Source organism: Lysobacter antibioticus (assembly GCF_000731095.1).
Lineage (GTDB): Bacteria > Pseudomonadota > Gammaproteobacteria > Xanthomonadales > Xanthomonadaceae > Lysobacter > Lysobacter antibioticus_B.
Window position 1 is genome coordinate 16,638 of the sequence record NZ_JMTZ01000016.1, and the last position, 26,207, is coordinate 42,844.

21 protein-coding genes and 1 pseudogene are annotated in these 26,207 nt (G+C 68.4%); 14 read left to right on the plus strand and 8 right to left on the minus strand.

The genetic code is table 11. From position 1 onward, the window contains the following. The first annotated feature begins 81 nt into the window (after positions 1–81). Together EX88_RS0106720 and EX88_RS0106725 are read left to right on the plus strand one after the other, a co-directional pair. Entirely contained in the window at positions 82–414 is a 333-nt protein-coding gene (locus EX88_RS0106720) for a DUF2782 domain-containing protein (RefSeq protein WP_051884641.1), read from the plus strand. Positions 415–572: 158 nt separating this feature from the next. Beyond that, entirely contained in the window at positions 573–998 is a 426-nt protein-coding gene (locus EX88_RS0106725; protein ID WP_031371237.1) for a GNAT family N-acetyltransferase, read from the plus strand. A 336-nt stretch (positions 999–1,334) separates the two neighbouring features. Here the strand turns inward: EX88_RS0106725 and EX88_RS0106730 are convergent, their stop codons facing one another. After that, on the minus strand, positions 1,335–3,419 hold the full coding sequence (locus EX88_RS0106730) for a S9 family peptidase (RefSeq protein ID WP_051884643.1): 2,085 nt from the start codon (positions 3,417–3,419) through the stop codon (positions 1,335–1,337). Between the two features lie 185 nt (positions 3,420–3,604). On the opposite strand from EX88_RS0106730, the gene EX88_RS0106735 reads away from it, so the two are divergent. After that, complete coding sequence (locus EX88_RS0106735) at positions 3,605–4,201, plus strand: hypothetical protein (RefSeq protein ID WP_152566138.1); 597 nt, start codon at positions 3,605–3,607, stop codon at positions 4,199–4,201. Between the two features lie 112 nt (positions 4,202–4,313). Here EX88_RS0106735 and EX88_RS0106740 read toward each other — a convergent pair whose 3' ends face one another. Both EX88_RS0106740 and uvrD read right to left on the minus strand, forming a co-directional pair. After that, positions 4,314–4,733, minus strand: coding sequence for a hypothetical protein (locus tag EX88_RS0106740; RefSeq protein WP_152566139.1), 420 nt, complete (start codon positions 4,731–4,733; stop codon positions 4,314–4,316). Between the two features lie 341 nt (positions 4,734–5,074). Next, on the minus strand, positions 5,075–7,255 hold the full coding sequence (gene uvrD / locus EX88_RS0106745; protein WP_031371241.1) for a DNA helicase II: 2,181 nt from the start codon (positions 7,253–7,255) through the stop codon (positions 5,075–5,077). Positions 7,256–7,319: 64 nt separating this feature from the next. Here uvrD and EX88_RS0106750 point away from each other — a divergent pair, with 64 nt between their 5' ends. Then, the gene (locus EX88_RS0106750; RefSeq protein WP_152566140.1) at positions 7,320–8,327 is read left to right on the plus strand and encodes a hypothetical protein; all 1,008 of its coding nucleotides are present in this window, start codon (positions 7,320–7,322) and stop codon (positions 8,325–8,327) included. A 25-nt stretch (positions 8,328–8,352) separates the two neighbouring features. Here the strand turns inward: EX88_RS0106750 and EX88_RS0106755 are convergent, their stop codons facing one another. Further along, positions 8,353–8,997: a TIGR00645 family protein gene (locus EX88_RS0106755; protein WP_031371243.1), complete on the minus strand. Its 645-nt coding sequence runs from the start codon at positions 8,995–8,997 to the stop codon at positions 8,353–8,355. A gap of 206 nt (positions 8,998–9,203) precedes the next feature. Here EX88_RS0106755 and EX88_RS0106760 point away from each other — a divergent pair, with 206 nt between their 5' ends. From EX88_RS0106760 to EX88_RS0106775, 4 genes and pseudogenes are all read left to right on the plus strand, one after another. Beyond that, positions 9,204–9,914: a glutathione binding-like protein gene (locus tag EX88_RS0106760; RefSeq protein WP_031371244.1), complete on the plus strand. Its 711-nt coding sequence runs from the start codon at positions 9,204–9,206 to the stop codon at positions 9,912–9,914. A 157-nt stretch (positions 9,915–10,071) separates the two neighbouring features. Next, positions 10,072–12,222, plus strand: a pseudogene (locus tag EX88_RS0106765) (S9 family peptidase); the annotation flags it as partial. Between the two features lie 33 nt (positions 12,223–12,255). Beyond that, positions 12,256–12,672 (plus strand): cytochrome c oxidase assembly factor Coa1 family protein, encoded by a 417-nt coding sequence (locus EX88_RS0106770; RefSeq protein ID WP_031371246.1) that lies wholly within the window; start codon positions 12,256–12,258, stop codon positions 12,670–12,672. A 175-nt stretch (positions 12,673–12,847) separates the two neighbouring features. After that, a complete protein-coding gene (locus EX88_RS0106775; RefSeq protein WP_031371247.1) occupies positions 12,848–14,677 on the plus strand; it encodes a DUF885 domain-containing protein in 1,830 nt (609 codons plus the stop codon). Between the two features lie 107 nt (positions 14,678–14,784). Here the strand turns inward: EX88_RS0106775 and EX88_RS0106780 are convergent, their stop codons facing one another. After that, positions 14,785–16,788 carry a serine hydrolase domain-containing protein gene (locus EX88_RS0106780; RefSeq protein ID WP_051884645.1) on the minus strand — a complete coding sequence of 668 codons (2,004 nt, stop codon included), beginning with the start codon at positions 16,786–16,788 and terminating at the stop codon, positions 14,785–14,787. Here EX88_RS0106780 and EX88_RS26470 point away from each other — a divergent pair. Then, positions 16,781–17,350, plus strand: coding sequence for a hypothetical protein (locus EX88_RS26470; RefSeq protein WP_031371249.1), 570 nt, complete (start codon positions 16,781–16,783; stop codon positions 17,348–17,350). The two genes, EX88_RS0106780 and EX88_RS26470, sit on opposite strands and share 8 nt — an antisense overlap. 513 nt (positions 17,351–17,863) lie before the next feature. Then, positions 17,864–18,571: a helix-turn-helix domain-containing protein gene (locus EX88_RS0106790; protein ID WP_081930678.1), complete on the plus strand. Its 708-nt coding sequence runs from the start codon at positions 17,864–17,866 to the stop codon at positions 18,569–18,571. 230 nt (positions 18,572–18,801) lie between these two features. Here the strand turns inward: EX88_RS0106790 and EX88_RS0106795 are convergent, their stop codons facing one another. After that, positions 18,802–19,485, minus strand: a complete 684-nt coding sequence (locus EX88_RS0106795) for a YdcF family protein (RefSeq protein ID WP_036148235.1) — start codon at positions 19,483–19,485, stop codon at positions 18,802–18,804. Between the two features lie 278 nt (positions 19,486–19,763). Between EX88_RS0106795 and EX88_RS0106800 the strand changes: the two genes are divergently transcribed. From EX88_RS0106800 to EX88_RS0106810, 3 genes are read left to right on the plus strand one after another with little or no spacing between them, the layout of a single operon-like run. Then, positions 19,764–20,966, plus strand: a complete 1,203-nt coding sequence (locus tag EX88_RS0106800) for a beta-ketoacyl-[acyl-carrier-protein] synthase family protein (protein ID WP_031371252.1) — start codon at positions 19,764–19,766, stop codon at positions 20,964–20,966. 38 nt (positions 20,967–21,004) lie between these two features. Continuing rightward, complete coding sequence (locus EX88_RS0106805) at positions 21,005–21,793, plus strand: beta-ketoacyl synthase chain length factor (RefSeq protein WP_031371253.1); 789 nt, start codon at positions 21,005–21,007, stop codon at positions 21,791–21,793. After that, positions 21,786–22,676 (plus strand): glycosyltransferase family 2 protein, encoded by an 891-nt coding sequence (locus EX88_RS0106810; protein ID WP_081930681.1) that lies wholly within the window; start codon positions 21,786–21,788, stop codon positions 22,674–22,676. The genes EX88_RS0106805 and EX88_RS0106810 overlap by 8 nt, the downstream gene beginning before the upstream one ends. Positions 22,677–23,096: 420 nt before the next feature. On the opposite strand, the gene EX88_RS0106815 is transcribed toward EX88_RS0106810, so the two are convergent. Further along, positions 23,097–23,576 (minus strand): hypothetical protein, encoded by a 480-nt coding sequence (locus EX88_RS0106815; protein ID WP_031371255.1) that lies wholly within the window; start codon positions 23,574–23,576, stop codon positions 23,097–23,099. Positions 23,577–23,984: 408 nt separating this feature from the next. Here EX88_RS0106815 and EX88_RS0106825 point away from each other — a divergent pair, with 408 nt between their 5' ends. Next, the gene (locus EX88_RS0106825; protein ID WP_152566141.1) at positions 23,985–25,238 is read left to right on the plus strand and encodes a hypothetical protein; all 1,254 of its coding nucleotides are present in this window, start codon (positions 23,985–23,987) and stop codon (positions 25,236–25,238) included. Between the two features lie 137 nt (positions 25,239–25,375). Here EX88_RS0106825 and fabG read toward each other — a convergent pair whose 3' ends face one another. Then, positions 25,376–26,116, minus strand: coding sequence for a 3-oxoacyl-ACP reductase FabG (gene fabG / locus EX88_RS0106830; protein WP_031371257.1), 741 nt, complete (start codon positions 26,114–26,116; stop codon positions 25,376–25,378). Positions 26,117–26,207: the final 91 nt, after the last annotated feature.

Here is a 26,207-nt window from a genome sequence, read left to right on the forward strand (position 1 = left end):
GGGGCTGCGACCGTGACCGCGGATGCAGCGGCTTAACGGGCGCGCAGCGTATGCTGTCGGCCTGAGACACGGAGAACCGCCATGCGCGCCCCCACCGCCTCGCCGGCCCGCAAAGCCGCCGGCCTGCTCGTCCCTTCCCTGATCGCCATCCTGCTCGCCGCCTGCGCCACGACCGGGGGCGCCAACGACGACCCGACCGCCGCCCTGCAGGGGGCCGATGTCCGCACCCGCACCGTCGAGAACGGCGACGTGATCGAGGAATACCGCATCGCCGGACAGCTGCGCGCGGTCAAGGTCACCCCCACCCGCGGCCCGACCTATTACCTGGTCGACAACGACGGCGACGGCCGCCTCGACACCAGCAAGGGCGAAGGCACGGTCTCGCCGGTGTACTACAAGCTCTTCAGTTGGTGACCGGCTGAGGAGCGAGTGGAGAGGAGTGAGCAAAGCCTCGTCTCCATCCTCAGCGGTCCTTCCAACCTGCGCCGAGGCGTGGGGAATGCGCGCGAGCCGAAGCTTGCCCTCAATTCTCTCGTCTAACTCCTCACTTCTGACTCCTCGCCCCCGAACCCATGGACATTCGAACCATAGTCGGAGACACCGAGCTTCGCGCCGTCTGGCCGCTGGTCTCGCAACTGCGCCCGCACTTCGACGAGGCCGGCTTCGTCGCCCAGATGCACCGCCAGATCGCCGAGGGCTGTCGCGCCACGGTGCTCTACGACGAACAGGGGGTGCCGCGCGCCTTCGCCTGTTGGCGAGTGATGGAGATGCTCGCAGTCGGGCTGCACGTCTACGTCGACGACCTGATCACCGACCAGGCCGTGCGCAGCCGCGGCTACGGCAAGACCATGCTGGACTGGCTCAAGGCCGAGGCCAAGCGCCTGGGCTGCGCGCGCCTGCAACTGGATTCCGGCACCCATCGCCAGGACGCGCACGCCTTCTACCTGCGCGAGCGGCTGCGCATCGAGGCCTTCCATTTCGGCGTGAAGCTGGATTGAACCAAGCCTGCACGAAATATGGGGGCGGCGACGCTGCCTTTTCGACTGCGGCCCATGAAGTTGCACAAAGGTTTAGGCGGCGACGAGGCTGTCCTACCAACGCCATCGCGAACTCCTGCCCCCTTTGAAGAAGGGGGCGGACGCCCGGCGCAACCGGCTGGGTCGATGCGAATCGTAGCGTGGGGGATTTGCTTGGGGCCGCGCTGGCTGTTCGAGTTCACGAGCCAAAGCAAATCCCCCCTGCCCCCCTTTTGCAAAGGGGGGAACGGCTTGGGAGATCTCGAAGCGGGAACGGGCTTGAGAGATCTCGAAGGGGAATAGCATGAGGGTGGAATCTTAGCGGCCGTTACCGGCTGAGCCTGCGGCGGTAGCGGCCGCCGCTTTGTCGCGATAGCGCTCGAACCACTCCAGGGTGTTGAGCACCTGCGCCAAGGTCTCGCTCGGGCGCGCACCGATGCCGTGCGATGCCCCGGGGATGCGGATCATCGCGCTGTCGACGCGACGCAGCTTCAGCGCCGTGTAGTACTGCTCGGTCTCGGAGATCGGCGTGCGGTAGTCGTTCTCGCCGGTGATCAGCATGGTCGGGGTGACGACCTTGCCGACGTGGGCCAGCGGCGACAGCTTCCAATACAACTCCTGCGCCTCCCACGGCCCGCTCGGGAACCAGTGCTGGGTGACGTAAGACGGCCCGTCCGAGGTCAGGGCGAAGCTGGTCCAGTTGATCACCGGCTTGGCGACCACGGCGGCGCGGAAACGGTCGGTGTGGCCGACGATCCACGCGGTCAGCACGCCGCCGCCGGAACCGCCGGTCACGAACAGCTGCTGCGGGTCGACATAGCCCTTAGCGATGGCCGCGTCGACCGCGCTCATCAGGTCGTCGTAGTCGTGGCTCGGATAATTCTGGTGGATGTGGTCGGCGAAGGCCTGGCCGTAGCTGGTGCTGCCGCGCGGATTGACGTACAGCACGACGTAGCCGGCGGCGGCATACAGTTGGGTTTCGACGGCGAAGCGCGGGCCGTAGTTCTGATAGGGGCCGCCATGGATCTCCAGCAGCAGCGGATAGCGCTTGCCCGGCTGGAACTGCGGCGGCTTGACGATCCAGCCCTGCACCGCGAGCCCGTCGGCCGAAGACTTCGTCCACAAGGTCTCGACTTCGCCCAGACGCTTGCGCGCCAGCGAGTCGGCGTTGAGCTCGGTCAGCACGCGTGGCTTGGCGCCGCGTTCGACCACCGCCACGTCGGCCATGCGCGCGGCGGTGCCGTGGGTGTAGGCGACGCGGCCGGCGGCGACCGAGAAACTGCCGCCGGGATAGGGCCGGCCGACCGCCGTGCCGCTGACGTCGCCGGTCACCGGTTCGACCTTGCCGCCGCTCGCGGCGATCCAACCCAGGTGGCTGACGCCGTCGCGGTCGTAACCGAAGTAAAGCCCGCGGCCGTTGCGGTCCCATTGCGGGCTTTCGATGTCGTAGTCGAAGCCCTCGGTCAAAGCGCGCGAAACGCCGCTGTCGAGATCGAGCACATACAGATGCGCGATCTGATAACTGCGCTTGCGGTCGTCGTAGCCGAGGTAGGCGATCTTGCGCCCGTCCGGCGACAACACCGGCGCGCGGTCGGGGCCCTTGCGGTCGGTCAGCGCGACCGCGGCGCCGGTGGCGACGTCGACGCGGTAGATCTCGCTCTCGATCGGGTGGTACTCGTAATCGTCGCGGTGATTGGACTCGACGAACAGCGAGCGGCCGTCGTGGCTCCAGGCCAGGGTCGAACCGTGCTGGAAATCGCCCTGGGTGACCTGGCGCGGCGTGCCGCCGTCGGCCGGCATCACGAACACGTGTTCGTAGCCGGGCTTGAGGTAACCGGCGCCGTCGGCGCGGTAGTTCATCTTGTCGATGAGCTTGACGTCCTCGGCCCACTCCGCGCCCTTGGGCTTGGCCGGCAACTTCGCCAGCGGCGTAGTGTCGGCGGCGACGTGCATGGTGAAGGCCAGCCAGCGCCCGTCCGGCGACCAGGTCAAACCGCTCGGGCCTTCGCTCAGGCGGCTGATCGGCGATTGCTGGCCGCTGTCCATCCAGCGCACCCAGACCTGGGTCGAACCGTCGCGATCGGACACCCAGGCGATGCGATCGCCCGACGGCGACCACACCGCGGCGCCGTCGCTGGCCGCGCCGCTGGTCAGCGGCCGCTGCTGGCCGCTGCCGGCATCGACCAGCCACAGATTGCTGCGGCGGCGGTCCTTCATCCGGTCGAAGAACTTGCGCTGATAGACGATGCGGCGCCCGTCCGGCGACAGCGCGGGTTGATCGGCCCACTCCAGATCGAACAGATCGGTCGGTTGCAGATTGCGCGGGTCAGCGTGCAGGTCGGCGGCGGTAGCCGGCAGCGCGCCGACGGCAAGCGCGGCGGCAAGGACGAAACGCAAGGACATCGGCGGGCCCCTTTCGATAGACGAATGAACCGCAGCCTAGGCCGGCATCGCGGCCGCCTCCCAGTGTCGTTGGTCGTGTCCGCCGGGCTCTGCGTCGCAAGACCAACGGCAGGCGAGGAATCGGCGGCGAGCTGCTAGGGTGAGCGCCGTGTCCACAGGGGTGGCGACACTCAGGGAAGATGTCGATGGCTCGCGAATCCGCGCTGCGTTCGTTGTTGTCCCGTTGGTGCTCATATCGTTGGTGGCTGGCCGGCGCCTGCGCCGTCGCGTTGTGCGCCTGCGGCGAACCCGCCGCCGACGTCTCGCGACCACTCAGCTACGACCGCCTCGGCGTGCACATGAGCATCCCCGGCAACTGGAGCATGGCCGAGGACAAGCGCGTCGACGCCGTCCACTACATGATCGTGGAGAGCCCGGGCGCGGCGATGTTCGTCGCCATCGTGCAGGCCGACACGACCGCGGAACTGGAAGACTTCGCCCGCGACTTCTCCGCCGAGGCCGACAAGGCGACACCGCCGGTAATGAATGGACACAGCCGCTTCGACCGCTCTGCCTTCGCCGAGGGCACGATCCGCGAGCACTACACGCTGAGCCTGGGCGGGGTTAAAGTTCCGCACCGGCGCGAGTACCGCAAGATCACCGGCGCCCACCGCACCGCGTTCCTGATCACCCAGAGCGCCGACGAAGACCTGCCGCAGACCCAGCCCGGTTTCGACCTGCTGCTGAAATCGTTCAAGCTCGCCGACGCGCCACGCGCGGCCCCAGGCGACGCCACGCGCTGAAGCAGCGCGAGGCTAAGCGGAACCAGGCCGACGATCGCCGACCGGATGCCGTCGCGAGAGCACTCCCCCTGCCCCCCTCTTCAAAGGGGGAACGAAGCTGCGGAGGTTTCGCTCAGCGGCTGGACGCTCGCTTCGCCAGCGCGCGCGCGCCGTCGACGATACCGCGGACGACGAACAGCATCACCGCCGGGATCAGGCAATGCAGGCCGACCCAGCCGTAGTTGAACAGCAGATTCATCCACAGGCCGGAATGGGCGTGATCGTTCGAGTAGACGATCAAGACCGGTAGCGGCGCCAGAAAGACGCACTTCGCCAGCGCCGCCGCGACCGACTTCAGACGCTCCGGCATCAGAGCCGCAGGCGCCAGACACAGTAGGCCGATGAAATCCGACACGCCCAGCCAAGTAGGCAGGAACTGCGCCCAGTCCGGTCGGATCGAGACCTTGGAGAACAGATAGATGTCGCGGAATACGAACACCGCGATCGACAGCGCCGACAGGCTCAGCAGAAATCCGACCGTGTTTCTTTTCATCGTGCACTCCATTGCTTGAGCGGTTGCTCGGTGGGACGGCGGTTTTGAACCGTCATCCCCGCATCCGAACTGTACGCCCTGGCCGGGGCGCAAAGACTTCGGAGTCATTCGGCGGAAAACCCTGGATCCCCGCCTTCGCGGGGATGACGATCTGAAGGAATCGCGGCGATCTTGCCTGCCGTCATCCCCGCGAAGGCGGGGATCCAGAGACTTCAGAGTAATGCCTCGGTGAAGCCGTGGGTATTCGGCTGCGCCGAAACGAAGACTCCGGGCCGGCAACTCATCGTGGGGGATGCGGCCTGAGAGAGTCTCGCTTCTTTATTGGCGCGTCGAACGTTTAGCTAGAGTGGCTGCAGGTTCGCATAGGCCAACACCAGCCACTTGCTGCCGGCGTCGTCGAAGTTGACCTGCACCCGCGCATGCGTGCCGGTGCCTTCGTAGTCGGTCACTGTGCCGGTGCCGAAGTTGGCATGGCGCACCTGCGAGCCGAGCTTGACCGGCGGCGCCTCGATCGCGGCATGGCCGTAGTCGGCACGGCGCGGGCCGGCGCCGTACACCGGACGCGACACCTGCACCTTCGGCCGCACTTCGTTGAGCAGGGCCGGCGGAATCTCGCGCAGGAAGCGCGAGGGCACCCCGAACATGTCCATGCCGTGGATACGCCGGGTCTCGGCATAGCTGAGCACCAGCTTCTCGCGTGCACGGGTGATGCCGACATAGGCCAGGCGGCGCTCTTCCTCCAAGCGGCCGGACTCCTCGGTCGAACGCCCGCTCGGGAACAGGCCTTCTTCCAGGCCGCCGAGGAACACCAACGGAAACTCAAGGCCCTTGGCGCTGTGCAGGGTCATCAACTGCACGCCGTCCTCGCCGGCCTGGGCCTGGCCTTCGCCGGCCTCGAGCGCGGCGTAGCTGAGGAAAGCGATCAGCTCCGGCATCGCCGCGGCTTCGTCTTCGTCGGTGCGGGTGAAGCGCGAGGCCACCGAGACCAGTTCGTCGAGGTTGTCGGTGCGCGAATCGAGCTGGCCGCGCGATTCGTTGGCGTAGTGCTCGCGCAGACCCGAACGCTGCAGGATGTGATCGATCTTCTCCGGCAGCGGCATCTCGACCACATTGCTTTCGAGCGTGTCGATCAACAGCGCGAACCCGGCCAGGGCGTTGCGGGCGCGCGCGGCGAGCCCGTTCTCCTGCGAGATTCGCCGCGCCGCCTCCCACAGCGAGACCGCATCGGCGCGGGCGCGCTTGCGCACCTCGTCGAGGGTGCGCTCGCCGATGCCGCGGGTCGGCGTGTTGACCGCGCGCTCGAACGCCGCGTCGTCGGCGCGGTTGGCGATCATGCGCAGATAAGCCAGGGTGTCCTTGATTTCGGCGCGCTCGAAGAAGCGCTGGCCGCCGTAGACCCGGTACGGCACTTGTTCGGACAGCAGGGCTTCTTCGTAGGCACGCGATTGCGCGTTGCTGCGGTAGAGCACGGCGACGTCGCCGTAGCTGCCGCCGTCGCGCACCCACTGGCGCAGGCGCTCGACCACGAAACGCGCCTCGTCCATCTCGTTGTAGGCCGCGTACAGGTCGATCGCTTCGCCGTGGCCGGTATCGGTCCACAGCTTTTTGCCGAGGCGGTCGGGGTTGTGGGCGATGACCGCGTTGGCGGCGTCGAGGATGTTGGCGCTGGAGCGGTAGTTCTGCTCCAGGCGGATGGTGCTGGCGCCGGGGAAATCGCGCAGGAAGCGCTGCACGTTCTCGACCTTGGCGCCGCGCCAGCCGTAGATGGCCTGGTCGTCGTCGCCGACCACGAACACGCGGCCGGAGTCGCCGGCGAGCACGCGCACGAAGGCGTACTGGATCGCGTTGGTGTCCTGGAACTCGTCGACCAGGATCTCGCGGAAACGGTTGCGGTAATGCGCGAGCAGCGCGGCGTTGTCGCGCAGCAGTTCGTGCGCGCGCAGGAGCAGTTCGGCGAAGTCGACCAGGCCCGCGCGTTCGCAGCGCTCCTGGTAGGCCTCGTAGCAGCGCAGCATCACGTCGGCCCACTCGTCGCCGGCCGGCTGGATGTTGCGCGGCCGCCGGCCTTCGTCCTTCTGGGCGTTGATCCACCACACGATCTGGCGCGGCGGGAAGCGGGTCTCGTCGAGCTCCAGCGCCTGCACCACGCGCTTGACCAGACGCAGTTGGTCGTCGCTGTCGAGCACCTGGAAGCCTTCCGGCAGTTTGGCCTCCTGCCAGTGCAGGCGCAGCAGGCGGTGGGCCAGGCCGTGGAAGGTGCCGATCCACATGCCGCGCGCGCCGTGGCGCAACTGCGCATCGACGCGGCCGCGCATTTCGCCGGCGGCCTTATTGGTGAAGGTCACCGCGAGGATGCCGTGGGTCGGCACGCCGAAGACTTCGTTGATCCAGGCGATGCGGTGGGTCAGCACGCGGGTCTTGCCGCTGCCGGCGCCGGCGAGCACGAGGTAATGACCGGGAGGTGCCGAAACGGCTTCGCGCTGGGCGGGATTGAGTGCGTCGAGCAAATGCGATACGTCCATGCCGGCTATTGTAGCTGCGATGGATTCGGGAACCTTCGCAGCGCATCGCGTTCCAATGCAGGCCATGGCCGCCCACCTGCCGTCGTTGCCGACCCTGCTCGTCTGCGCCCTGCTCGCTTGCGGGACGGGCGCGGCGCCGGCCGTTGCTCAAGACGTTGCTCAAGACAATGAACGGGTGATCCGCGTCGGCGATGCGCGCCTGCGGGTGATCGTCGAGGGCGTGGCCGACCGCGAGCGCGTCGACGAGCTTCAGCGCTGGATCGCCGAATGCGCCGACGCCGCCCTGACCGCCTACGGCCGCCTGCCGCTGCGAGAGGCCAAAGTGCTGATCCGGCAAAGTCGCGGCACGGGTCGAGGCAGCCCCGGCCAGAGCGGCCGCCGAGGCGATCCCAGCCCGGTGCCCTGGGGCCAGACCCGGCGCGACGACGGCGTCTCGGTGCTGCTGTACGTGCGCCCGGACGCCGGCATCGACGAGCTGCGCGACGACTGGACCGCCGTGCACGAGCTCTCGCACCTGTTCCATCCTTATCTCGGCGAAGACGGCCGCTGGCTCGCCGAGGGCTTGGCGAGCTATTACCAGAACGTGTTGCGCGCCCGCGCCGGCCAGCTCGACGGCGACGAAGCCTGGCGCCGGCTCGATGCCGGCTTCGCGCGCGGCCGCAACAGCGGTGCCGGCATGCCGCTGGGCGAGATCGGCTGGAGCCGCGCCAGCACCATGCGCATCTATTGGGGCGGGGCGATGTTCTGGCTCGAAGCCGACCTGGCGCTGCGGCGCGAACGCCGCCTCGACCTGGATACGGTGCTGTCGCGCTATTCGCGCTGTTGCCTGGGCAGCAACAGCGAGGCCACGCCGGAAGAATTCGTCGCCGAACTCGACCGGCTCGGCGGCGGCAAAGTGTTCACGGCGCAGTTCCGCCGTTATGCGGCGATGCGCGAGTTCCCACCGACACAGAACGCGTATCGCGCGCTCGGGCTGGACAAACAGGACGGCCGCCTGCGTTTTTCCGATCGCGCCGACGCGGTGCGGCTGCGGCGCGCGATCATGCAACCGCGAGCGGCCGCCGCGCGCTGAGCGGGCGGCCGCGTCGTCGCCGGGCTCAGTGCGCGGACTTGCCCGGCTTCTGCACCGTGGTGCTCATGAGCTTGTCGGTCCAGGCGATGCCGATCGCCGAGACGATGAACAGGAAGTGGATCAGCGCCTGCCACATCACGCCTTCGGAGGTCAGGTCCGAGCAACGCGCGGTCGCGTTGGCCACGCCGTTGGCGGTCGCGAGCGCGGCGGCCTGCGCGGCTGCGAAGGCTTCGGGCGTGCCGCACAAGGGCAGGCCGAGGCTGCCGGCACCGATGAAGGTCTTGAGCAGATGGATCGAGGAGATGCCGATGATCGCCATCGCCAACTTGACCTTGAGCACGCTCGCATTGACGTGGCTCAGCCATTCCGGTTGGTCGGGATGCCCTTCCAGGCGCAGGCGCGATACGAAGGTCTCGTAGCCGCCGACGATCACCATCACCAGCAGGTTGGAGATCATCACCACGTCGATCAGGCCTAGCACGATCAGCATGATCCCCTGCTCGGTCAGCGTCGCCGCGTCGTGGACCAGGTGGATCAGTTCCTTGACGAACTGGAAGACGTACACGCCCTGGGCGACGATCAGGCCCAGATAGAGCGGCAGCTGCAGCCAGCGCGAGCTGAAGATCAGCGCCGGCAGGGGATTGAGGCGGTTGCTCTTTGGATCGGTCATGCGAAGCCCGTAACTGATGCGATATAGGGGGCCAAGAGTAGCCGGGCGCGGATGACGCCGCCACGTCGGGCCGGCCCGAGGGTTCAGCTGCAGTGGGCGCAGGCCTTGCCGCGACTGGGCGCGGCCGGCACACGCCATTCCATCGGCAAGGCCGCCGCGGCCGCGGGGCCACGCTTACACTGCGGCCTTTCGACGCGGAGTTGCCGATGATCGACCTTTATTACTGGCCGACCCCGAACGGCCACAAGATCACCCTGTTCCTGGAAGAGGCCCAGCAGGCCGGGGCCGGGCTCGACTATGCGATCAAGCCGGTCGACATCGGCGCCGGCGACCAGTTCAAGCCCGAGTTCCTGCGCATCTCGCCGAACAACCGCATGCCGGCGATCGTCGACCATGCCCCGGCGGATGGCGGCGCGCCGATCAGCGTGTTCGAGTCCGGCGCGATCTTGCAGTATCTGGCGGCCAAGACCGGTTTGTTCCTGCCCCAGGACCTGCGCGGCCGGGTCGAAGTGGAGGAATGGCTGTTCTGGCAGGTCGGCGGCTACGGCCCCATGCTGGGCCAAAACCATCACTTCAACCGCTACGCGCCGGAAAAAGTGCCCTACGCGATCGACCGCTACCAGCGCGAGACCGAGCGCCTGTACGGCGTGCTCGACCGGCGCCTGGCCGGGCGCGAGTTCGTCGCCGCCGATACACTCAGCATCGCCGATTTCGCCTGTTACCCCTGGACCCGCGAGCACGAATGGCATTACGTCGACCTGAGCCGTTATCCGAACGTGCAGCGCTGGCACGACGCGCTGTCGTCGCGGCCGGCGTTCGGGCGCGTCTACGAGATGGGCAAGGCCTACCGTGCCGACCGTACGATGACCGACGAGATGCGCCGCCATCTGTTCGGCACGCCGGCCCCCATCACCTGATGCCTCGCCGTCGAGGCCACGCTCCGGAACCATCGCCCGCATGAACAACCTGCCCCGCCGCCTCGCTTTCTGCCTGCTCGCCATGTCGATCATCGCCACGCCCAGCTTCGCCCTCGCCGCCACGCCCGACGCCGCGCACAGCGTGCCGGCGCCGGGCCAGCTGACCCTGGAAGCCCTGACCGGCGATGCGCCCTTGTCGGGGCCGAGCCTGGTCAAGCCGAAGATCGCGCCCGACGGCAGCAAGGTCGGCTTCCTGCGTGGCAAGCAGCGCGACAAGAACCGCCTCGATCTGTGGGCCTACGACATTGCCAGCGGCAAGACCGAATTGCTGGTCGATTCCGACGATGTGCTGCCGGGCGCGGAAGTACTCAGCGACGCCGAGAAGGCGCGCCGCGAACGCCAGCGCATCGCCGCGCTGTCGGGCATCGTCGACTACCAGTGGTCGCCGGACGGCAAGCGCCTGCTGTTCCCGCTCGGCGGCGAACTGTATCTGTACGACCTGGGCAAGTCGGGCAAGGCCGCGGTGCGCAAGCTCACCCACGGCGAAGGCTTCGCCACCGACCCCAAGCTGTCGCCGAGGGGCGGCTACGTCAGCTTCGTGCGCGAACGCAACCTGTGGGTGATCGACCTGGCCGACGGCAAGGCGAGCCAGCTCACCCGCGATGGCAGCGACACCATCGGCAACGGCGTCGCCGAATTCGTCGCCGACGAGGAAATGGACCGCCACACCGGTTACTGGTGGGCGCCCGACGACAGCGCCATCGCCTATGCGCGCATCGACGAATCACCGGTGCCGGTGCAGAAGCGTTACGAGGTGTATCCCGATCGCACCGACGTGGTCGAGCAACGCTACCCGGCCGCCGGCGACGCCAACGTCGGCGTGCGCCTGCTGGTCGCCACGATCGGAAGCCAGGCCGCGCCGCGCGAGATCGACCTCGGCAAGAACCCGGACATCTACCTGGCCCGCGTCGATTGGCGCGATGCCCAGCACCTGACCTTCCAACGCCAGTCGCGCGACCAGCACCTGCTGGAGTTGATCGAAACCGACCTCGGCGACGGCAAACAGCGCACCCTGGTCAGCGAGCGCTCCAAGACCTGGGTGCCGCTGCACAACGACCTGCGCTTCCTCAAGGACGGCCGCCTGCTGTGGAACAGCGAACGCAGCGGCTACGAGCACCTGTATCTGCTGAGCGACGACGGCAAGGCGACCGCGCTGACCTCGGGCGACTGGCCGGTCGACAGCGTGCTCGCGGTCGACGAAGACGCCGGCCAAGTCTATTTCGCCGCCGGCAAGGACTCGCCGCTCGACAGCCAGGTCTATCGCGTCGCCCTCGCCGGCGGCCCGATCGAACGCCTGTCCAAGACCGATGGCTATCACTCGGCCAGCTTCGCCCATAAGGCCAATGTCTACGTCGACGCCTGGTCGAGCCCGCAGACGCCGCCGCAACTGGAGCTGTACCGCAACGACGGCACCCGTATCGCCGCGCTGATCGACAATAACCTCGACGACGCCGCGCATCCGTTCGCGCCCTACCGCGCCGCGCAGCGCCCGATCGAATACGGCACGATTCCCGCCGCCGACGGCAAGACGGCCCTGCATTACAGCCTGATCAAGCCGACCGGGTTCGACCCGGGCAAGCGCTATCCGGTGGTGGTCTACGTCTACGGTGGCCCGGCCACCCAGACGGTCAAGCGCGCCTGGTCGCCGGACTTCAACCAGTACCTGGCCCAGCGCGGCTACGTGGTGTTCTCGATCGACAACCGCGGCACGCCGCGGCGCGGCGCGGCCTTCGGCGGCGCGCTGTACGGCAAGCAGGGGACCGTGGAGGTCGCCGATCAGCTCAAGGGCGTCGACTGGTTGAAGTCGCAGCCTTGGGTCGACGGCAACAAGATCGGCGTCTACGGTTGGTCGAACGGCGGCTACATGACCCTGATGCTGCTGGCCAAGGCCAGCGACCGCTACGCCTGCGGCGTCGCCGGCGCGCCGGTCACCGACTGGGGCCTGTACGACACTCACTACACCGAGCGTTACATGGGCCTGCCGAAGGGCAACGTCGAAGGCTATCGCGAGGGCCGCGTGCTCGAACACATCGACGGCCTGACCTCGAAGCTGCTGCTGATCCACGGCATGGCCGACGACAACGTCTTGTTCACCAACTCGACCGTGCTGATGAGCGCCCTGCAACAACGCGGCCAGCCGTTCGAATTGATGACCTACCCGGGCGCCAAGCACGGCCTGCGCGGCCGCGACAACCTGCACCGCCTGCGCCTTACCGAAGATTTCTTCGATCGCTGCCTCAAGCCCTGAGCGCACTGACGCCCACCGAATGGATGCCCTGCCATGAATGCCTCCCGCCCCGCCGCGCCCTACCGCAAGCCCTGGGTACAGCGTCACTGGATCCTGACCCTGCTGCTGGCCTTGGGCGTGTTGTTCACGCTGAGCGTGGCGATCGGCGCATGGATGACGTATTCGGTCATGGATTCGATGAGATACACGCCGCCCTTCATGGAGGCGATGGAGCGGGCCCGTGCGAATCCCGAGGTGAAAGCCGCGCTCGGCGAACCGCTCGAGGACAGGTTCGTGCTCGGCGCGGTCGAGCCGAAGGATCAGGGCGTGGCCAAGCTGTTCATCTTCGTGCAAGGCCCGAAGGGCAAGGGCGACGTTCAGATCGAAGCCGTCAACGAGCAGGGCGCCTGGCGCTATGAAGTGATGCGCGTGAACCTCGACGCGAACAAGACCTCGATCGATCTGCTGTGACCGCCGTGTCGAAGTGCCGCCGCCATCGGGCGGCGGCGCTTCGATGCCGAGCCCCTCGCAAGGCGCTGCATTCGAGATGCCTCATTCAAGGCATTCGCGCGCCGCATGACCTTCGGCGCTTGGCCGCGGGGGCCGTCGCGCCGATGCTGGCCGCTTCAACCCAGTGAGCCACCTCATGAAGCTGCTCGTTCTCGCCGTCGCCCTGGCGCTGTCCGCGCCCACTCTCGCTTTCGCCGGCTCCGCCCCGCAAGGCGCAGCCAAGCCGGTCCCGGCCTCCGCGCCGCAAACCGCGGCCAAACCGGTACCGGCCTGGGTCGCGCAGAGCAACGAATACGCCAAGATCCTGATCCAGGCGCAGGGGCAATTCGCGCCCGAGCAGATGTCGTTCTTCGGCGTGCCCGGCTACGACGACAAGGTCAGCGACCTCAAGCCCGAGGTCGGCAAGCGCTTCCGCGCGGCGATGGCCGAGGCCAAGCGCGGGTTGCAGGGCAAGCTCGAAGTCGAGCGCAACGCCGACGTGCGCCAGGACCTGCAGATCATGATCCAGGCAGCCGAGGACAACATCGAAGGCAGCGCGCTCAACGAGCGCCTGGTGCTGCCGTGGTTCGATGCGCCGCAAACGGTGTTCTCGGGCATGCAGGCGCTGCTATCCGACCAGGCGCCGGCCGAGCGCCGCGCCAGCGCGCTCGCGCGCCTGAACGCCTATGTCGGCCTGGCGCCGGGCAGCGAACCGCTGACCGTGCTCGCGCGCCAGCGCTACGAGGAGCGCCTCGGCGACACGAATCTATTGCAGCCGACCAAGCTCGAAGTCGAGCAGGCGCTCGGCAACGTCGATACCTACGCCGCCGGCATCCGCAAGCTGTTCGAGAAGTACCAGATCAAAGGCGCCGAGCCGGCGCTGAAGGCGATGGAAACCCAGTTGCGCGAGTACGGCCAGTGGACCCGCAGCACGGTGTTGCCGAAGGCGCGCAGCGACGCGCGCCTGCCGCCCGAGCTTTACGCCTATTCGCTCAAGCAATTCGGCATCGACGTCGATCCGCAATTGCTGATCCGCCGCGCCCAGGTCGAGTTCATGGAAACGCGGGCGGCGATGGCCCAGCTCGCGCCGCTGGTGGCACAGGCCAAGGGCCTCAAGGTCGCCGACCCGCAGGACTATGTGCAGGTGATGCGCGCGCTCAAGCGCGACACCATCCCCAACGATCAGCTCGAACCGCGCTACCGCAAGGTCATCGACGCGATCGACCCGATCATCCGCAAGCAGCAGATCGTCGACGTGCCGCAGCGGCCGATGGTGATGCGCCTGGGCAGCGAGGCCGAGTCAGCGGCGCAGCCGGCGCCGCACTTCCTGCCGGCGCCGTTGGTCGGCAATACCGGTCAGCAAGGCCAGTTCGTGCTGCCGCTGTCGGTGCCGAGCCCGGACGGCAAGTCCCTGCAGTACGACGACTTCAACTACGAGTCGGTGGCCTGGACCCTGTCCGCGCATGAGGGCCGCCCGGGCCATGAGCTGCAGTTCACCGCCATGGTCGAACGCGGCATCTCGCTGGCGCGTTCGATGTTCGCCTTCAACTCGGTCAACGTCGAAGGCTGGGCGCTGTACGCCGAAGCCGAGATGGTGCCGTACGAGCCGCTCGACGGGCAGTTGATCGCGCTGCAGTTCCGCCTGCTGCGCGCAGCGCGCGCGATCCTCGACCCGATGCTCAACCTCGGCCTCACCGACCGCGCCAGCGCCGGCCGCGTGCTGTCCGAACAGGTCGGCCTGTCGGAAGCTATGACCAAGCAGGAACTCGACCGCTACATGTTCCGCGCGCCGGGCCAGGCCGGCAGCTATTTCTACGGCTACAGCCGCATCCTGGAACTGCGCATGGAAACCGAACTGGCGCTCGGCGATCGCTTCGACCGGCTCAAGTTCAACAACTACCTGCTCGACCAGGGCCTGCTGCCGCCAGACTTGCTCGGCAAGGCGGTGCGCGAAGACTTCGTGCCGGCGCAGAAAGACAAGCGCTGAGGCGAAACCGCGTTATCCGGCGCTGCACCGGTCGCCTTCGCAACAAACGACGAGGCCGCGGATCGCTCCGCGGCCTCGTCGTTTCAACCGGTGCTCGCCGCCGCGATTCAATACACCAGCGACCAGCTCATCGTCCGCAGCGCGAACACGTACCAGACCATCGCCACGCAGGCCGCGGCGACCGCGATCGCGCAGACGCGGCGCAGACGCTGCGGCGACGAACGCCACACCGCGCGCGCGTTGAGCACGGCGACCACCGCGGTCGCCACGCTCGCCAGCCCCAGCAACTGGGCGACGCGAACCCACGGATCGAGCGCGCCGTCGAGCATGCGCACCGACGCGTCGATGCGGGTGATGATCCACAGCCACAGCAGGGCCAGGACCAGATTGCCGATCGGGCCGAGGAAACTCAGCAGGCGCAGGCGGCGATCGCGTTCGCTCAACAGCAATCGCCGTTGGGTGTAGCGGCGCACCAAGGCCGCGACCGGCCACAGCAACACCGCCAACGCCTGCACCGCGAGCGCAAGGCACAGCAGCGGCAGCATCCAGCCCGGCGAACGCCAGCCGGGCACCGGCTGCAGCCACATCGCCGCCGGCACGTCGTCGCTGCTGACCGCGATCACCTGGTTGCCGTCGAGCTTGGCCGCGAGCAGGCTGTCGCCGCCGACCTCGCGCCACACATAGGGTTCGACTTCGCGCCAGCGCTTGGGCCGGCCGTCGGGCGTGCGGAATGCCGACACGCTCAGGGTGTCGTCGTCGTTGACCTCGATCTTGGCGCTGCCTAGCAGTCGCGCGATGGCAAGGAAGTTGCTGCTCGAAGCTCGGCTGTTCTCGTAACGGCCGACGAGTTGCTCGGCGTGCAGGCGCGCCGTCGGCAGAGTCGGCTGCTGCGCCGCGCGCACCGGGAAATAGCGCTGGATCACGCCCTTGATCAGGTCGCGATGCAGCGCGCGCCCGGCGCTGCCGGGACCGTCGGCGGACACGAACAAACCGAGCCCGTGCGCCGGCAGCAACACCAGATTGCTCTGGAAGGCTTCGGTCGCGCCGCCGTGGCCGATCACCACCGGCCCGCGCGTGTCGCGACGGAAGAACCCCAGCGCCATCGCATCCAGGCCCGGGATCGGCCGCGACGCGGTCGCATGCAGGGTCTGCAGGCTGTGCGGTTGCAAGATCCTTACAGCGCCGGCACCGCGCTCGTCGAGCTGCGCGATCATGAAACGCGCCATGTCCAGGCCGGTCGCCGACAGGCTGCCGGCCGGCGCCGGGTTGACCAGTTCGAACGGAATCGGTGCGCCGCCTGCGCTGCTGTAGCTCTTGGCCATATCGCCGGCCAGGCCCTTCGGCAGCGGCTGGCGGAAGCTCGACTGGCGCATGCGCAGCGGCACGAGCACGTTGGCTTCGATGTAGTCGTCGAAGGGTTGCTTGCTGATGCGTTGGACGATGTAGGCGGCGAGCGCGGCGCCGTAGTTGGAATACGCCGGCACCTTGCCGGGCGCATACACGCGCTCGGGCTGCACCTGTTTGAGATAGCGCTCGAGCGGCAGCAGGCGCGATTCGTCGGCGGCGAACAAATGCTTGGCCGATTCCTCGAAACCCGCGGTGTGGGTCATCAGTTGGCGCATCGTCGCCGGCTGGCCGGCGTAGTCGCGGATCTTGAAGTCGAGGTAGCGGTTGACGTCGGCGTCGAGGTCGAGGTCGAGCTTGCCCTGCTCGACCAACTGCATCGCCGCGGTCCAGACGAACAACTTGGAGATCGAACCCGGACGCACCAGGGTACGCGCGGCGTCCATCGGTTTGCGCTTTTCCACATCGGCGTAGCCATAGCCTTTCGCCAACAGCACCTGGCCGTCGCGAACCACCACCACGACCGCGCCGGCGAGTCCGCCGCGCGCGATCGCCAGCGGCACCAGGCCGTCGACATAGGCCTCCAGATCCGGCGCGCTGAGCATCGGGATCGGTGCGGCCGCGCCGGGCTCGACCAGGATTTCGCTCAATGCTTCGTTATCGCGAACGAGCGAGGCTTCGACCGGGTAGCCGGCGGCCGCCGTCGCCTGCGCCACCGGCGCTGGGTCGACGGCATCGGCGATCGCGTCCGGCAGGGGTGTGGGCAAGGGCGCGAAGCTGGCCGGTGCGTTCGCGTTCGCTGCGGCAGCCGCGACCGGCTGCGCCGGTTTGCTTGCGACGGCCGGCTTGGCCGGCGCAGCCTTCACCGCGATGGCCGCCACATCGGTGTCGGCGGCGGCCGGCGTCTTCGCCGGCAGCTTCGAAGGCACCGGCGAAACGCGCGTAGGCAGGGCCGTGCTTGTGGGCGCAGCTTGCCCGGCGTCGATCGCGGGTGCCGCGTTCGACAGCGGCAAGGCACGGGTAGTGGCCGGAAACGCCGACGAAGCGGCCGGCTTGACCGGGGCCGGCATGGGCGCCGGAGTCGGCGCGGCTTTGACCGGCTCGGCTTTTGCGGGCTCGGCTTTCGCGGGCTCGGCTTTGGCCGGCGCGGGTTTGGGCGGGGTTTGGGTCGGCTCCGGCTTGACCGCCTCGGGCTGGTCCGGTCGAGGCGAGGCGCCGGTCGCAGCCTCGGCCGGCGGCGGCGACTGCGCCCACAGGGAACCGGCCAACATCATCACCGCGACGCCGGACATCGCGATGCCGCGCATCGAACGCTTGGACTTCATCTAACCCCCGAAAGCAGCTGCACCGTCGCCGGGTATTCCGCCGGCATGCGTTGCCGGTCGCTCCAGGCGCGGACGTTCGCGGCGAGTGTACGCGTTCGGGCCCGGGGTTCATTCGCGCAGGAGCTGGAGCAAATCCCCCTACCCCCTTCAAAGGGGGATCGTCTGGGGAGTCGCGCGCTTGAACGGGAGGGTCGCTCGGACGGTTGAAGGAGGAGGCGCTCGGCCGCGAGATTCGTCGGTCGGCGCGCCAACGCCGCCACCGATGATGTGCAGGTCTTGCGAGTGCCGGAAACCGCGACGGTGGTCGCGCCCGAATCCGCCCGGCATGGCCGATTCGGCGGCCGCTTACCGCAGCGGCGGCAACGGCCCGGGCCTGCTTCGACCGGCTGCCGGATTCCGGGATCGTTTTTCCGAATCGGCAAATTACTTTCAATAAGTAAACAACGGTTGGCTTTCGCGGCTTGGCAAGGCCCGGGGGGCCGCCTAGAGTCGTCCGTGACCCCTCTCGGCCGCCTTCATGCCCGCCAAGCGCAGCCAGAACGTAACCACGGCCGCACCCGCGGTCCCGAATCCCGGGATCGCGCTGCGGATGCTGCGTCGTCAGCGGGGCTGGACCCTGGCCGAGATCGGCGCGCGCACCGGCCTGCCGATTTCGACCTTGTCGAAGATCGAGAACGGCAAGATGTCGTTGAGTTTCGACAAGCTCACGCGCATCGCCCAGGGCCTGGAAGTCGACATCGGCGAGTTGTTCTCGTCGCCGCCGGCGGGCGTCAACGAAAACTTCAGCGGACGCCGCAGCATCACCCGCGCCGGCGAGGGCTATGCGATCCGCACCGAGCACTACCACCACTTCTATCCGGCCTCGGAACTGCTCAACAAGCGCCTGGTGCCGATCATCGCCGAGGTCCACGCGCGTTCGCTGGAAGAGTTCGGCGACCTGATCCGCCACACCGGCGAAGAGTTCGCCCTGGTCCTGGAAGGCACGATCGAACTGCACAGCGAGCTGTATGCGCCGGCGCGCCTGGACGTCGGCGATTCGATCTATTTCGACAGCGCGATGGGCCATGCCTACATCGCCGCATCGGCGAGTCCGTGCCGCGTGCTCGCCGTGTGTTCGGGCAACGAAGCGCATTTGCGCGAAGCGCTGTCGCGCAAGATCGCGTCCGAGCCGATCCGCGTGTCCGCTGCGCGGCCGCCTAAAATCCGGCGCAGCGCCAGCCTCTGAGCGCTGCGGATAGGGCATGGCCCCGGCGGCGAACGCTCGCGCGCAAGGGCCTTTCGTCCAGGCAACTGCGGATAACGGTCACATGGGCCGCAAACGCCGGTCACGACGTCGGATTTTCGCATTGCGAAACTGCCCGGCCCACCCCGCCCGGACCAAGCGGGCCCGGACGAAGCCGGCCCGGACCCAACCCGCTCGAAGCCGGCGCGCCGGATGCGCGCGGCCCGGTCGCTTCAGCTGACGCGAGCGAGCATGCGCCGGTTGCCGGTCAGCCGCGCCCAGCGCGCGCCGATGTCGCTCATGCACACGTAGGCCGCTTCGCCGGCCAGGCGCCACAGCATGCGCGGGCTCAGGTTCAGGCGCGGCTCGGCGGCGCACAGCTCCCAGTCGTAACCGAGCTGGCGCGCGAACAAGGCGCAACGCGCGAGGTGGTAGCGGCTGCTCAGCAGGGTGACGCGCGAGCGCATGCCCTCGCCGAGCATCGCCCGAGCATTGCGCAGGTTCTGCAAGGTGTCGCGCGATTCCGATTCCAGTTGCATCGGCGCATCCGAAGCGAAGCCGCGCGCGAGCAAGCCGTGACGCGCGAGCTCGGCTTCGCTGGGTTCGTTGGCGGCGCCGCCGCCGAGCAACACGACGTTGCGCGGCGGACGTTCGCGCCACAGCGACACCGCGCGATCCAGGCGCGCCTCGAAGTCCTGGTCCAGCCGCCCACCCGGCGCATGCTTGCCGAACAACAACACGCATTCGCCGCGTTCGGGCTGGCAGGGCGCATTGCGCGCGACCCGCAGCACGTGCACGAAATAACCGACATAGACCAGCCCGGCGCTGAGCACGCACGCGGCCGAGGCGACCACGGCCACATGCAGCACGTCGCGATCGCCCAACAGGGACAGGCGGTGGCCGAGGCGATTGGACATGGAAGCGGGCGCGACCTGCATGGGAAGGAAAACGGGGACGGAGGTACGACAGCGGTATGAGGGCGCAGCGCGGCGAGCGCAAGCACGACGCCGCGGCACAGCCTCCGGCGCAGACGTATTCGATCGCCCGCGCATGAAGCATTCAGCCTCGCAGCGCCTGCGGCCGCCGCCCTGGCCCGTGCGGCCCGCCCCCGGCGGTGCCCGAGCGCCCCTCGCTATACTGCGGGCGTTCCCCACCGCGCGATTCTACCGACTACGTGACGTCCCCACCTTTACCGATGCCGCCGCTGGCGATCCGCGCCTACACCGCGACCACCGCGCTCGGCCGCGGCCTGGACGCCCAGGCGAGCGCCTTGCGCGAACGGCGCAGCGGCCTGCGACGCAACGATTTCGCCCCGCTCGCCGCCGGCGAGGCGCCGCTGGACTGCTGGATCGGCCGCGTCGACGGGCTCGAACAGGCCGCCCTGCCGGCCGAGCTGAGCCAGTGGGAGTGCCGCAACAACCGCCTGGCCTGGCTGAGCCTGCAGCACGACGGCGTGCGCGAGGCACTGGACGCGGTGGTCGCGCGCCATGGCGCCGAGCGGGTCGCGGTGATCCTCGGCACTTCGACCTCGAGCATCGGCGCGACCGAAGAGGCCTATAGCCGCCTGCGCAACGACGGACGCGAATTCCCCGAAGACCTGGCCCGGCCGACCCTGCATACGCCGCACTCGCTCGGCGCCTTCGTCGCCGCCGCGACCGGCCTGCGCGGCCCCTGCGTGACCGTCGCCACCGCCTGCTCGTCGAGCGCCAAGGTGTTCGCCCAGGCCGCCCGCCTGATCGCCGCGGGCGTCGCCGACGCGGCCCTGGTCGGCGGCGTCGACACCCTGTGCGGCAGCGTGTTGTTCGGCTTCAACTCGCTGCAACTGGTCTCCAACGCACCCTGCCGCCCCTTCGATGCCGAACGCGTCGGGCTGTCGCTCGGCGAAGCCGGCGGATACGCCGTGCTCGAACGCCTCGACGCCGGCGAACGCGCCGCACTGGAACTGCGCGGCTACGGCGAATCCAGCGATGCCCACCACATGTCCTCGCCGCATCCCGAAGGCCTGGGCGCGCGCCTGGCGATGGGCGATGCGATGACCCGCGCCGGCATCGACGCGGCCGAGGTCGGTTATCTGAACCTGCACGGCACCGCCACCCCGGCCAACGACAAGATCGAGGCGCTGGCGATCGCCGCGCTGTTCCCCGCCACCCTGCACGCCTCCTCGACCAAAGGCTGGACCGGGCATACGCTCGGCGCCGCCGGCATCGTCGAGTCGGCCTTCGCCTTGCTCGCACTCGAACGCGAGCATCTGCCGGGCACGCTCAACAGCGTGCTGCCCGACCCGGCCAACGGCCCGCAGATCCGCTTCGATTCGGCCGACACCCGGATCCGTTATGCCATGAACAATTCCTTCGGCTTCGGCGGCAACAACTGCTCGCTCGTGTTCGCGCGCCCATGACCGCCTCCGACTTCGCCCAACCGGCGACACGCTCGCCGGTGCTCACCGCCGTCGTCGAAAGCGTCGGCTACTGGAGCCGCGGCCTGCCCTCGTGGGAAGCCGCGCGCGCCTACGCCGTGCACGGCGATCTCCCCGCCGACGCGCCGTCGCGGCCGTCGCCGCAATTGCTGGCGCCGAACGAACGCCGGCGCGCACCGGAAACGGTGGCGGTGGCGCTCGAAGTCGCACTCGCCGCCTGCCAGGCCGCGAACCGCGATCCGGCCGGCCTGCCGTCGGTGTTCGTGTCCTGCCACGGCGACATGGCGATCACCGACTACATGTGCGCCACCCTGGCCAGCGAACCGCGCACGATCTCGCCGACCCGCTTCCACAATTCGGTGCACAACGCCGCCGCCGGCTACTGGACCATCGGCGCCGGCGCGATGCAGCCGGCGACCGCGCTGAGCGCGCTCGACGCCAGCTTCGCCCAGGGCCTGATCGAAGCGCTGGCCCAGATCGCCGCCGGCGACGAGGCGGTGCTGCTGGTCGGCTACGACGGTACCGCGACCGGCCCGCTGCAGACGATGTGGGGCAGCGACGGCCTGCTCGGTGCGGCGCTGGTGCTCGCGCGCGCGCCGGCCGATCGCCGCGCGACCGGCCCGCTGTTGCGCGCCTGGCTCGGCGACGAGCCGCCGTCGCCGCTCGAAGGCAAGCTGTCTCGCCGCGAAACCGGCAACGCCAGCGCCGCGATGCTGCCCTTGTTCGACGCCTTGGCCTCGGGCCATGATCGGCTCGCATTACCGGCCGGTGGCGGCCGAACCCTGCGGGTGGAGCTCGTCCATGACTGAAAGACCCGTTTCGCCAGGACGCGACGGCCAGACGCCAGGTAAGGCAACCGCGCACAGGACCCGTCCGCTGCGCCTGGATCGCGATAACGTCGCGGTGATCATTCCGGCGCTCAACGAGGCGCTGCGCATCCGCGGCGTGGTCGAAGGCGCGCTGGCCCAGTGCGCGCACGTGATCGTCATCGACGACGGCTCCGACGACGGCACCGCCGAACGCATCGCCGACCTGCCGGTGACCTTGCTGCGCCATGCGCAACGCCAGGGCAAGGGCGCCAGCCTGCGCGACGGCTTCGCCGAAGCCCTGCGCCGCGGTTTTCTCGCCGTGCTGACCATGGACGGCGACGGCCAGCACGCCGCCGAAGACATCCCGCGCCTGATCGACAGCGCCAACCGTCATCCCGGCCACATCGTGATCGGCGCGCGCCTGCGCAAGCGCGCCTCGCAACCGACCTATCGGCGCCTGGCCAACAATTTCGGCGACTGGGGCGTGGCCTGGGGCACCGGCTACCAGATCGCCGACAGCCAGAGCGGCCAGCGCCTGTACCCGGCCGCGGTGATCGCCCTCGACGACGTACCCGGCGAAGACTTCGTGTTCGAGGCGCAGATCTTGATGTCGGCGGCGCAGCAACTGGGCACGCGCTGCGTCTCGGTGCCGATCGAATCGCGCTACCAGAACGAAGACTCGCAGGAAGAATTCCGCGCCAGCCATTTCAAACCCTTGCGCGATTTCACCCGCATCACCAGCCACATCGTCGGCCAATGCCTGCGTCGCGGCGGCATCCCCGCGGTCTATCGCAGCATCCGCGCCAACCCGCCGTTGATCGACGACCCGAGCGGCGAGTTTTCCGGCGAGGCCGCGCACAAGGCGCAGACGCATACGCGTTGATGTTGCGCTGATGCAGCAACACCTTCGCAGGCACCGGGCGAAGCTTCGATGCCTCAGCCCCGACAATCCAGGGTAGGAGCGGCGCAAGCCGCGACCGCGTTCCGACAGATCACCGCGCTGGCGGGCTCACTGAGTGACCGAGCCGCGTCGCCCACCCGATGTCATCCCCGCGAAGGCGGGGATCCAGAGACCTCAAGCGTTCTCGCCCGAATGGCCCTGGATCCCCGCCTTCGCGGGGATGACGATTGCTGGCTGTCTTAGTCCCGGCTGCAGGGCGCGCTAAAGCTGACTTGCGCGATCTGAGAGATCTCGGCCGGCGCAGGTTTGTCGAGTAATCGAGCCGAGTCGTCTACCCGAACGTTATTCCCGCGAAGGCGGGGATGACGGCTGGAGGTGTTCGTGCCGACCCTACGCGCCGCCTCAGTTGCGTGGCGGGTTGACCGGAGGCGCCTGCGGGCCCGGGTCGTTCATCGGCGGCGGATTCAGCACGTAGATCGCCACGCCGCGCGCGAACTTCTGCCGAGGGCTGATGCTGACCCCCACGCCGCCACCGCTGTAGTGGCGCCCGCCGAAACTGCCGCCGCCGGCACCGACGCTGACGCCGCTGCCGCCGTAACCGTCCTGGGTGCCCTGGAACAGCACGCCGTTGGCGCCGAGCTTGGCCGCTTCGGCGCGCAGCTTGCCGACCACCGAATCCATCTTGTTCTGCTCGCCGTAGGTGAACGCGCCGCTGTTGCTTTCGAGCAGGGCGATCTCTTCGTAGCGGCTCGGCGGCGGCGCGAAATACACCCGCACCTGCGACACCGGCACCGGCGGGCGCGGCCGCCCGGTGATCACGTGGGAACTGGCGCAGGCCGACAGGGCGAGCGCGAACAAAGCGATGAACAGGGTGCGCGACATCGGAGGTCTCCCGTACGGCCTTCGCGGCGGATCGGCTCATGCTACGCCCGCCGGCCCGGCATCGGGTGAGCGCCCGGTGAGCGGTCGCCGGCCGGCGACGACCGGGCCGCGACGCTGCCGGGCCGTACTCGACCGCGCCGGAACGAGCCTCGCATCGGCGAGCGCGCCGCCGCCCGAACCGCCGCCCGGGTAAATCTTGTCCGCATCCGGACGCCTGTCACCCACGTTCCGCTGCGAGCGTGATCTGATGCGCGCGCGAGCCCGGGCGCGCCTCATCGGCCCAGCGATCGTCGACGGCCAGCCTCTTGCGCCAGCCGCCCTCAACATCGAGCGCCGCCCGCTTACCGACGGCGTACGGCGCCTTGGTCCGCACTCATCGATATCCCACGCGTCTCAATGGAGTGAACCATGCGTATCAGGAATGCATTGCTGCTGTCCCTGCTGGCCTGCGCGCCGGCCACCGCAGCGATCTACGCGCCGCCCCCGGCCTACTACCCGCTGTACCAGACCTACAACCCGACCATCACCGATTACTTCTACACGCTCAATTACTACGAGGCCTACGGCGCCGCCGGCTATCAGGGACCGAGCGTGTTCACCTACGTCGAGAAGACCCCGCAGCCGTCCACCGTTGCGCTCAGGCGCTACTGGAAGGGATCGCCGCAGAACGACCACATTTATCTGACCGACCAGTTCCCGGAAGAGATCAGCTACGTCCTCAACAACGGCTTCGTCTACGAAGGCATCGAGGGCTATATCTACACCCAGCAAGTGCCCGGCTCGCTGCCGGTGCATCGGCTCAACTACAACTACGGCAACGGCGATCTGATGCACAAATACGTGACCAGCGAGGCCGAACGCCAGGCGCTGGTGCAGCAGGGCTGGGGCTACGATCGCGTGCAGGGTTACGTCCCGTCGCAGAGCGCGCTGTTGCAGCCTAACGGCACCGTGCTCAGCGGCTACCCCGCTCTCCCCGGCGGCGCCGTCGTGGCGCGGCGCTGCGATCCGGTCAGCACACCGAACTTCTGTTCCAACCCGCAGCATCCGGGCCGCGAACCGCACTACCGCAACAACTTCTATGGTTATCGCGGCGTATCCAGCACGGTCAAGCCGGCCGGCAGCAACGTGCAGAAAATCCAGTTCGACGTGTGGTCGCCGGACTTCTTCATCGGCTCCGACGAGCACATCGTGATCGGCGTGCACGGCGGGCTCACCGTCGGCACCGATCAGATCACTCTCGAAGGTCTCGGCATCACCCTGGGGCAGTCGCAGATGTGCGGCGACGGCGTGTCGCAGGTCGAAGGCTTCTGGCTCGCGCCGGGCACGCCCGCGGGCTACGGCGGTTTCCTGGCGTCGACCTGTCCGGCCCGCACGGCCGATCCGAACGGCAAATACTTCGCGCCGATCCCGATGGAGAACCATCATCCGTATCGCGTGGTGATCAAGGTCTCCGACGCGGGCACGATCCAGTACTCGGTGCTCGACGGCTACACCCTGGCCTCGATCCAGGGCCAGACCTTCAACGCCGTCAACCAGTATCCCGGCGGCATCGGCGGCTTTCCGAACAAGACCGGTTACTACATCGCACCGTCGACCACCTCCAACCGCGACTACACCTTGTACCTCAGCAACCTCAGCGTGAGCTGGCAGAACGGGTTTTGATCGCAGCGTTTCGATCGCAACCCGGGTTCGGATCGCAAGCGGTCCGAACCACCGGCACGCCTCAGCCCATGCCGCACGCTTCAGCCCATGCCGCACGCTTCAGCCCATGCCGCACGCTTCAGCCCATGCCGCAGGCTTCAGCCCATGCCGCCATTAATCCCGATCACCTGGCCGTTGATGTAGCCGGCCGCATCCGAACACAGGAACGCGACCAACGCGGCGACTTCATCGGCGCGGCCGGCACGGCCGGCCGGGACCATCTGCTTGATCGCCTCCGCAGTGAACGTGCCGTCGGCCATGCGCCCTTCGATGACGCCGGGCGCGACCACGTTGACGGTGATGCCGCGGCTGGCCATTTCGCGCGCCAGCGATTTGGAGGCGCCGTGCAGCGCCGCCTTGGCCGCGGCGTAGTTGGTCTGGCCGCGGTTGCCGAGCACCGCCGCCACCGAAGACACGTTGACGATGCGCCCCCAGCGCGTGCGCGCCATCGGCAACAACAGCGGTTGGGTGACGTGGAAGAAGCCGTGCAGCGACACGTCGATCACCCGCTTCCACTGCGCCAGGCTCATGCCGGCCATCGGCGCGTCGTCGTGGATGCCGGCGTTGTTGATCACGCCCTGGATCGGCCCGGCTTCGAGCAGGCCTTCCAGCGCGGTGCGCGCCGCCTGGTCGTCGGCGACGTCGAAGGCGATCGCCGAGGCCTGGCCGCCGGCCGCCTCGATCTGCGCGACCACTGCCTGGGCGCGTTCGAGGTTGTGGTTGGCGTGCACGATCACCTGCCAACCGGCCGCCGCCAGTGCGAGACAGATCGCCTGGCCGAGGTCGCCGCTGCCGCCGGTGACGAGGGCGCGGCGCGGCGAAGGGTGCGAAATGGACATGCGGACGACTCCGAGCGGCAAAGCCCGATTGTCCCCGCCCCGCCGCCGTGGCGAAAGCCACGCGGCGGAGCGGGGAGTCGCCGCTCCTGGC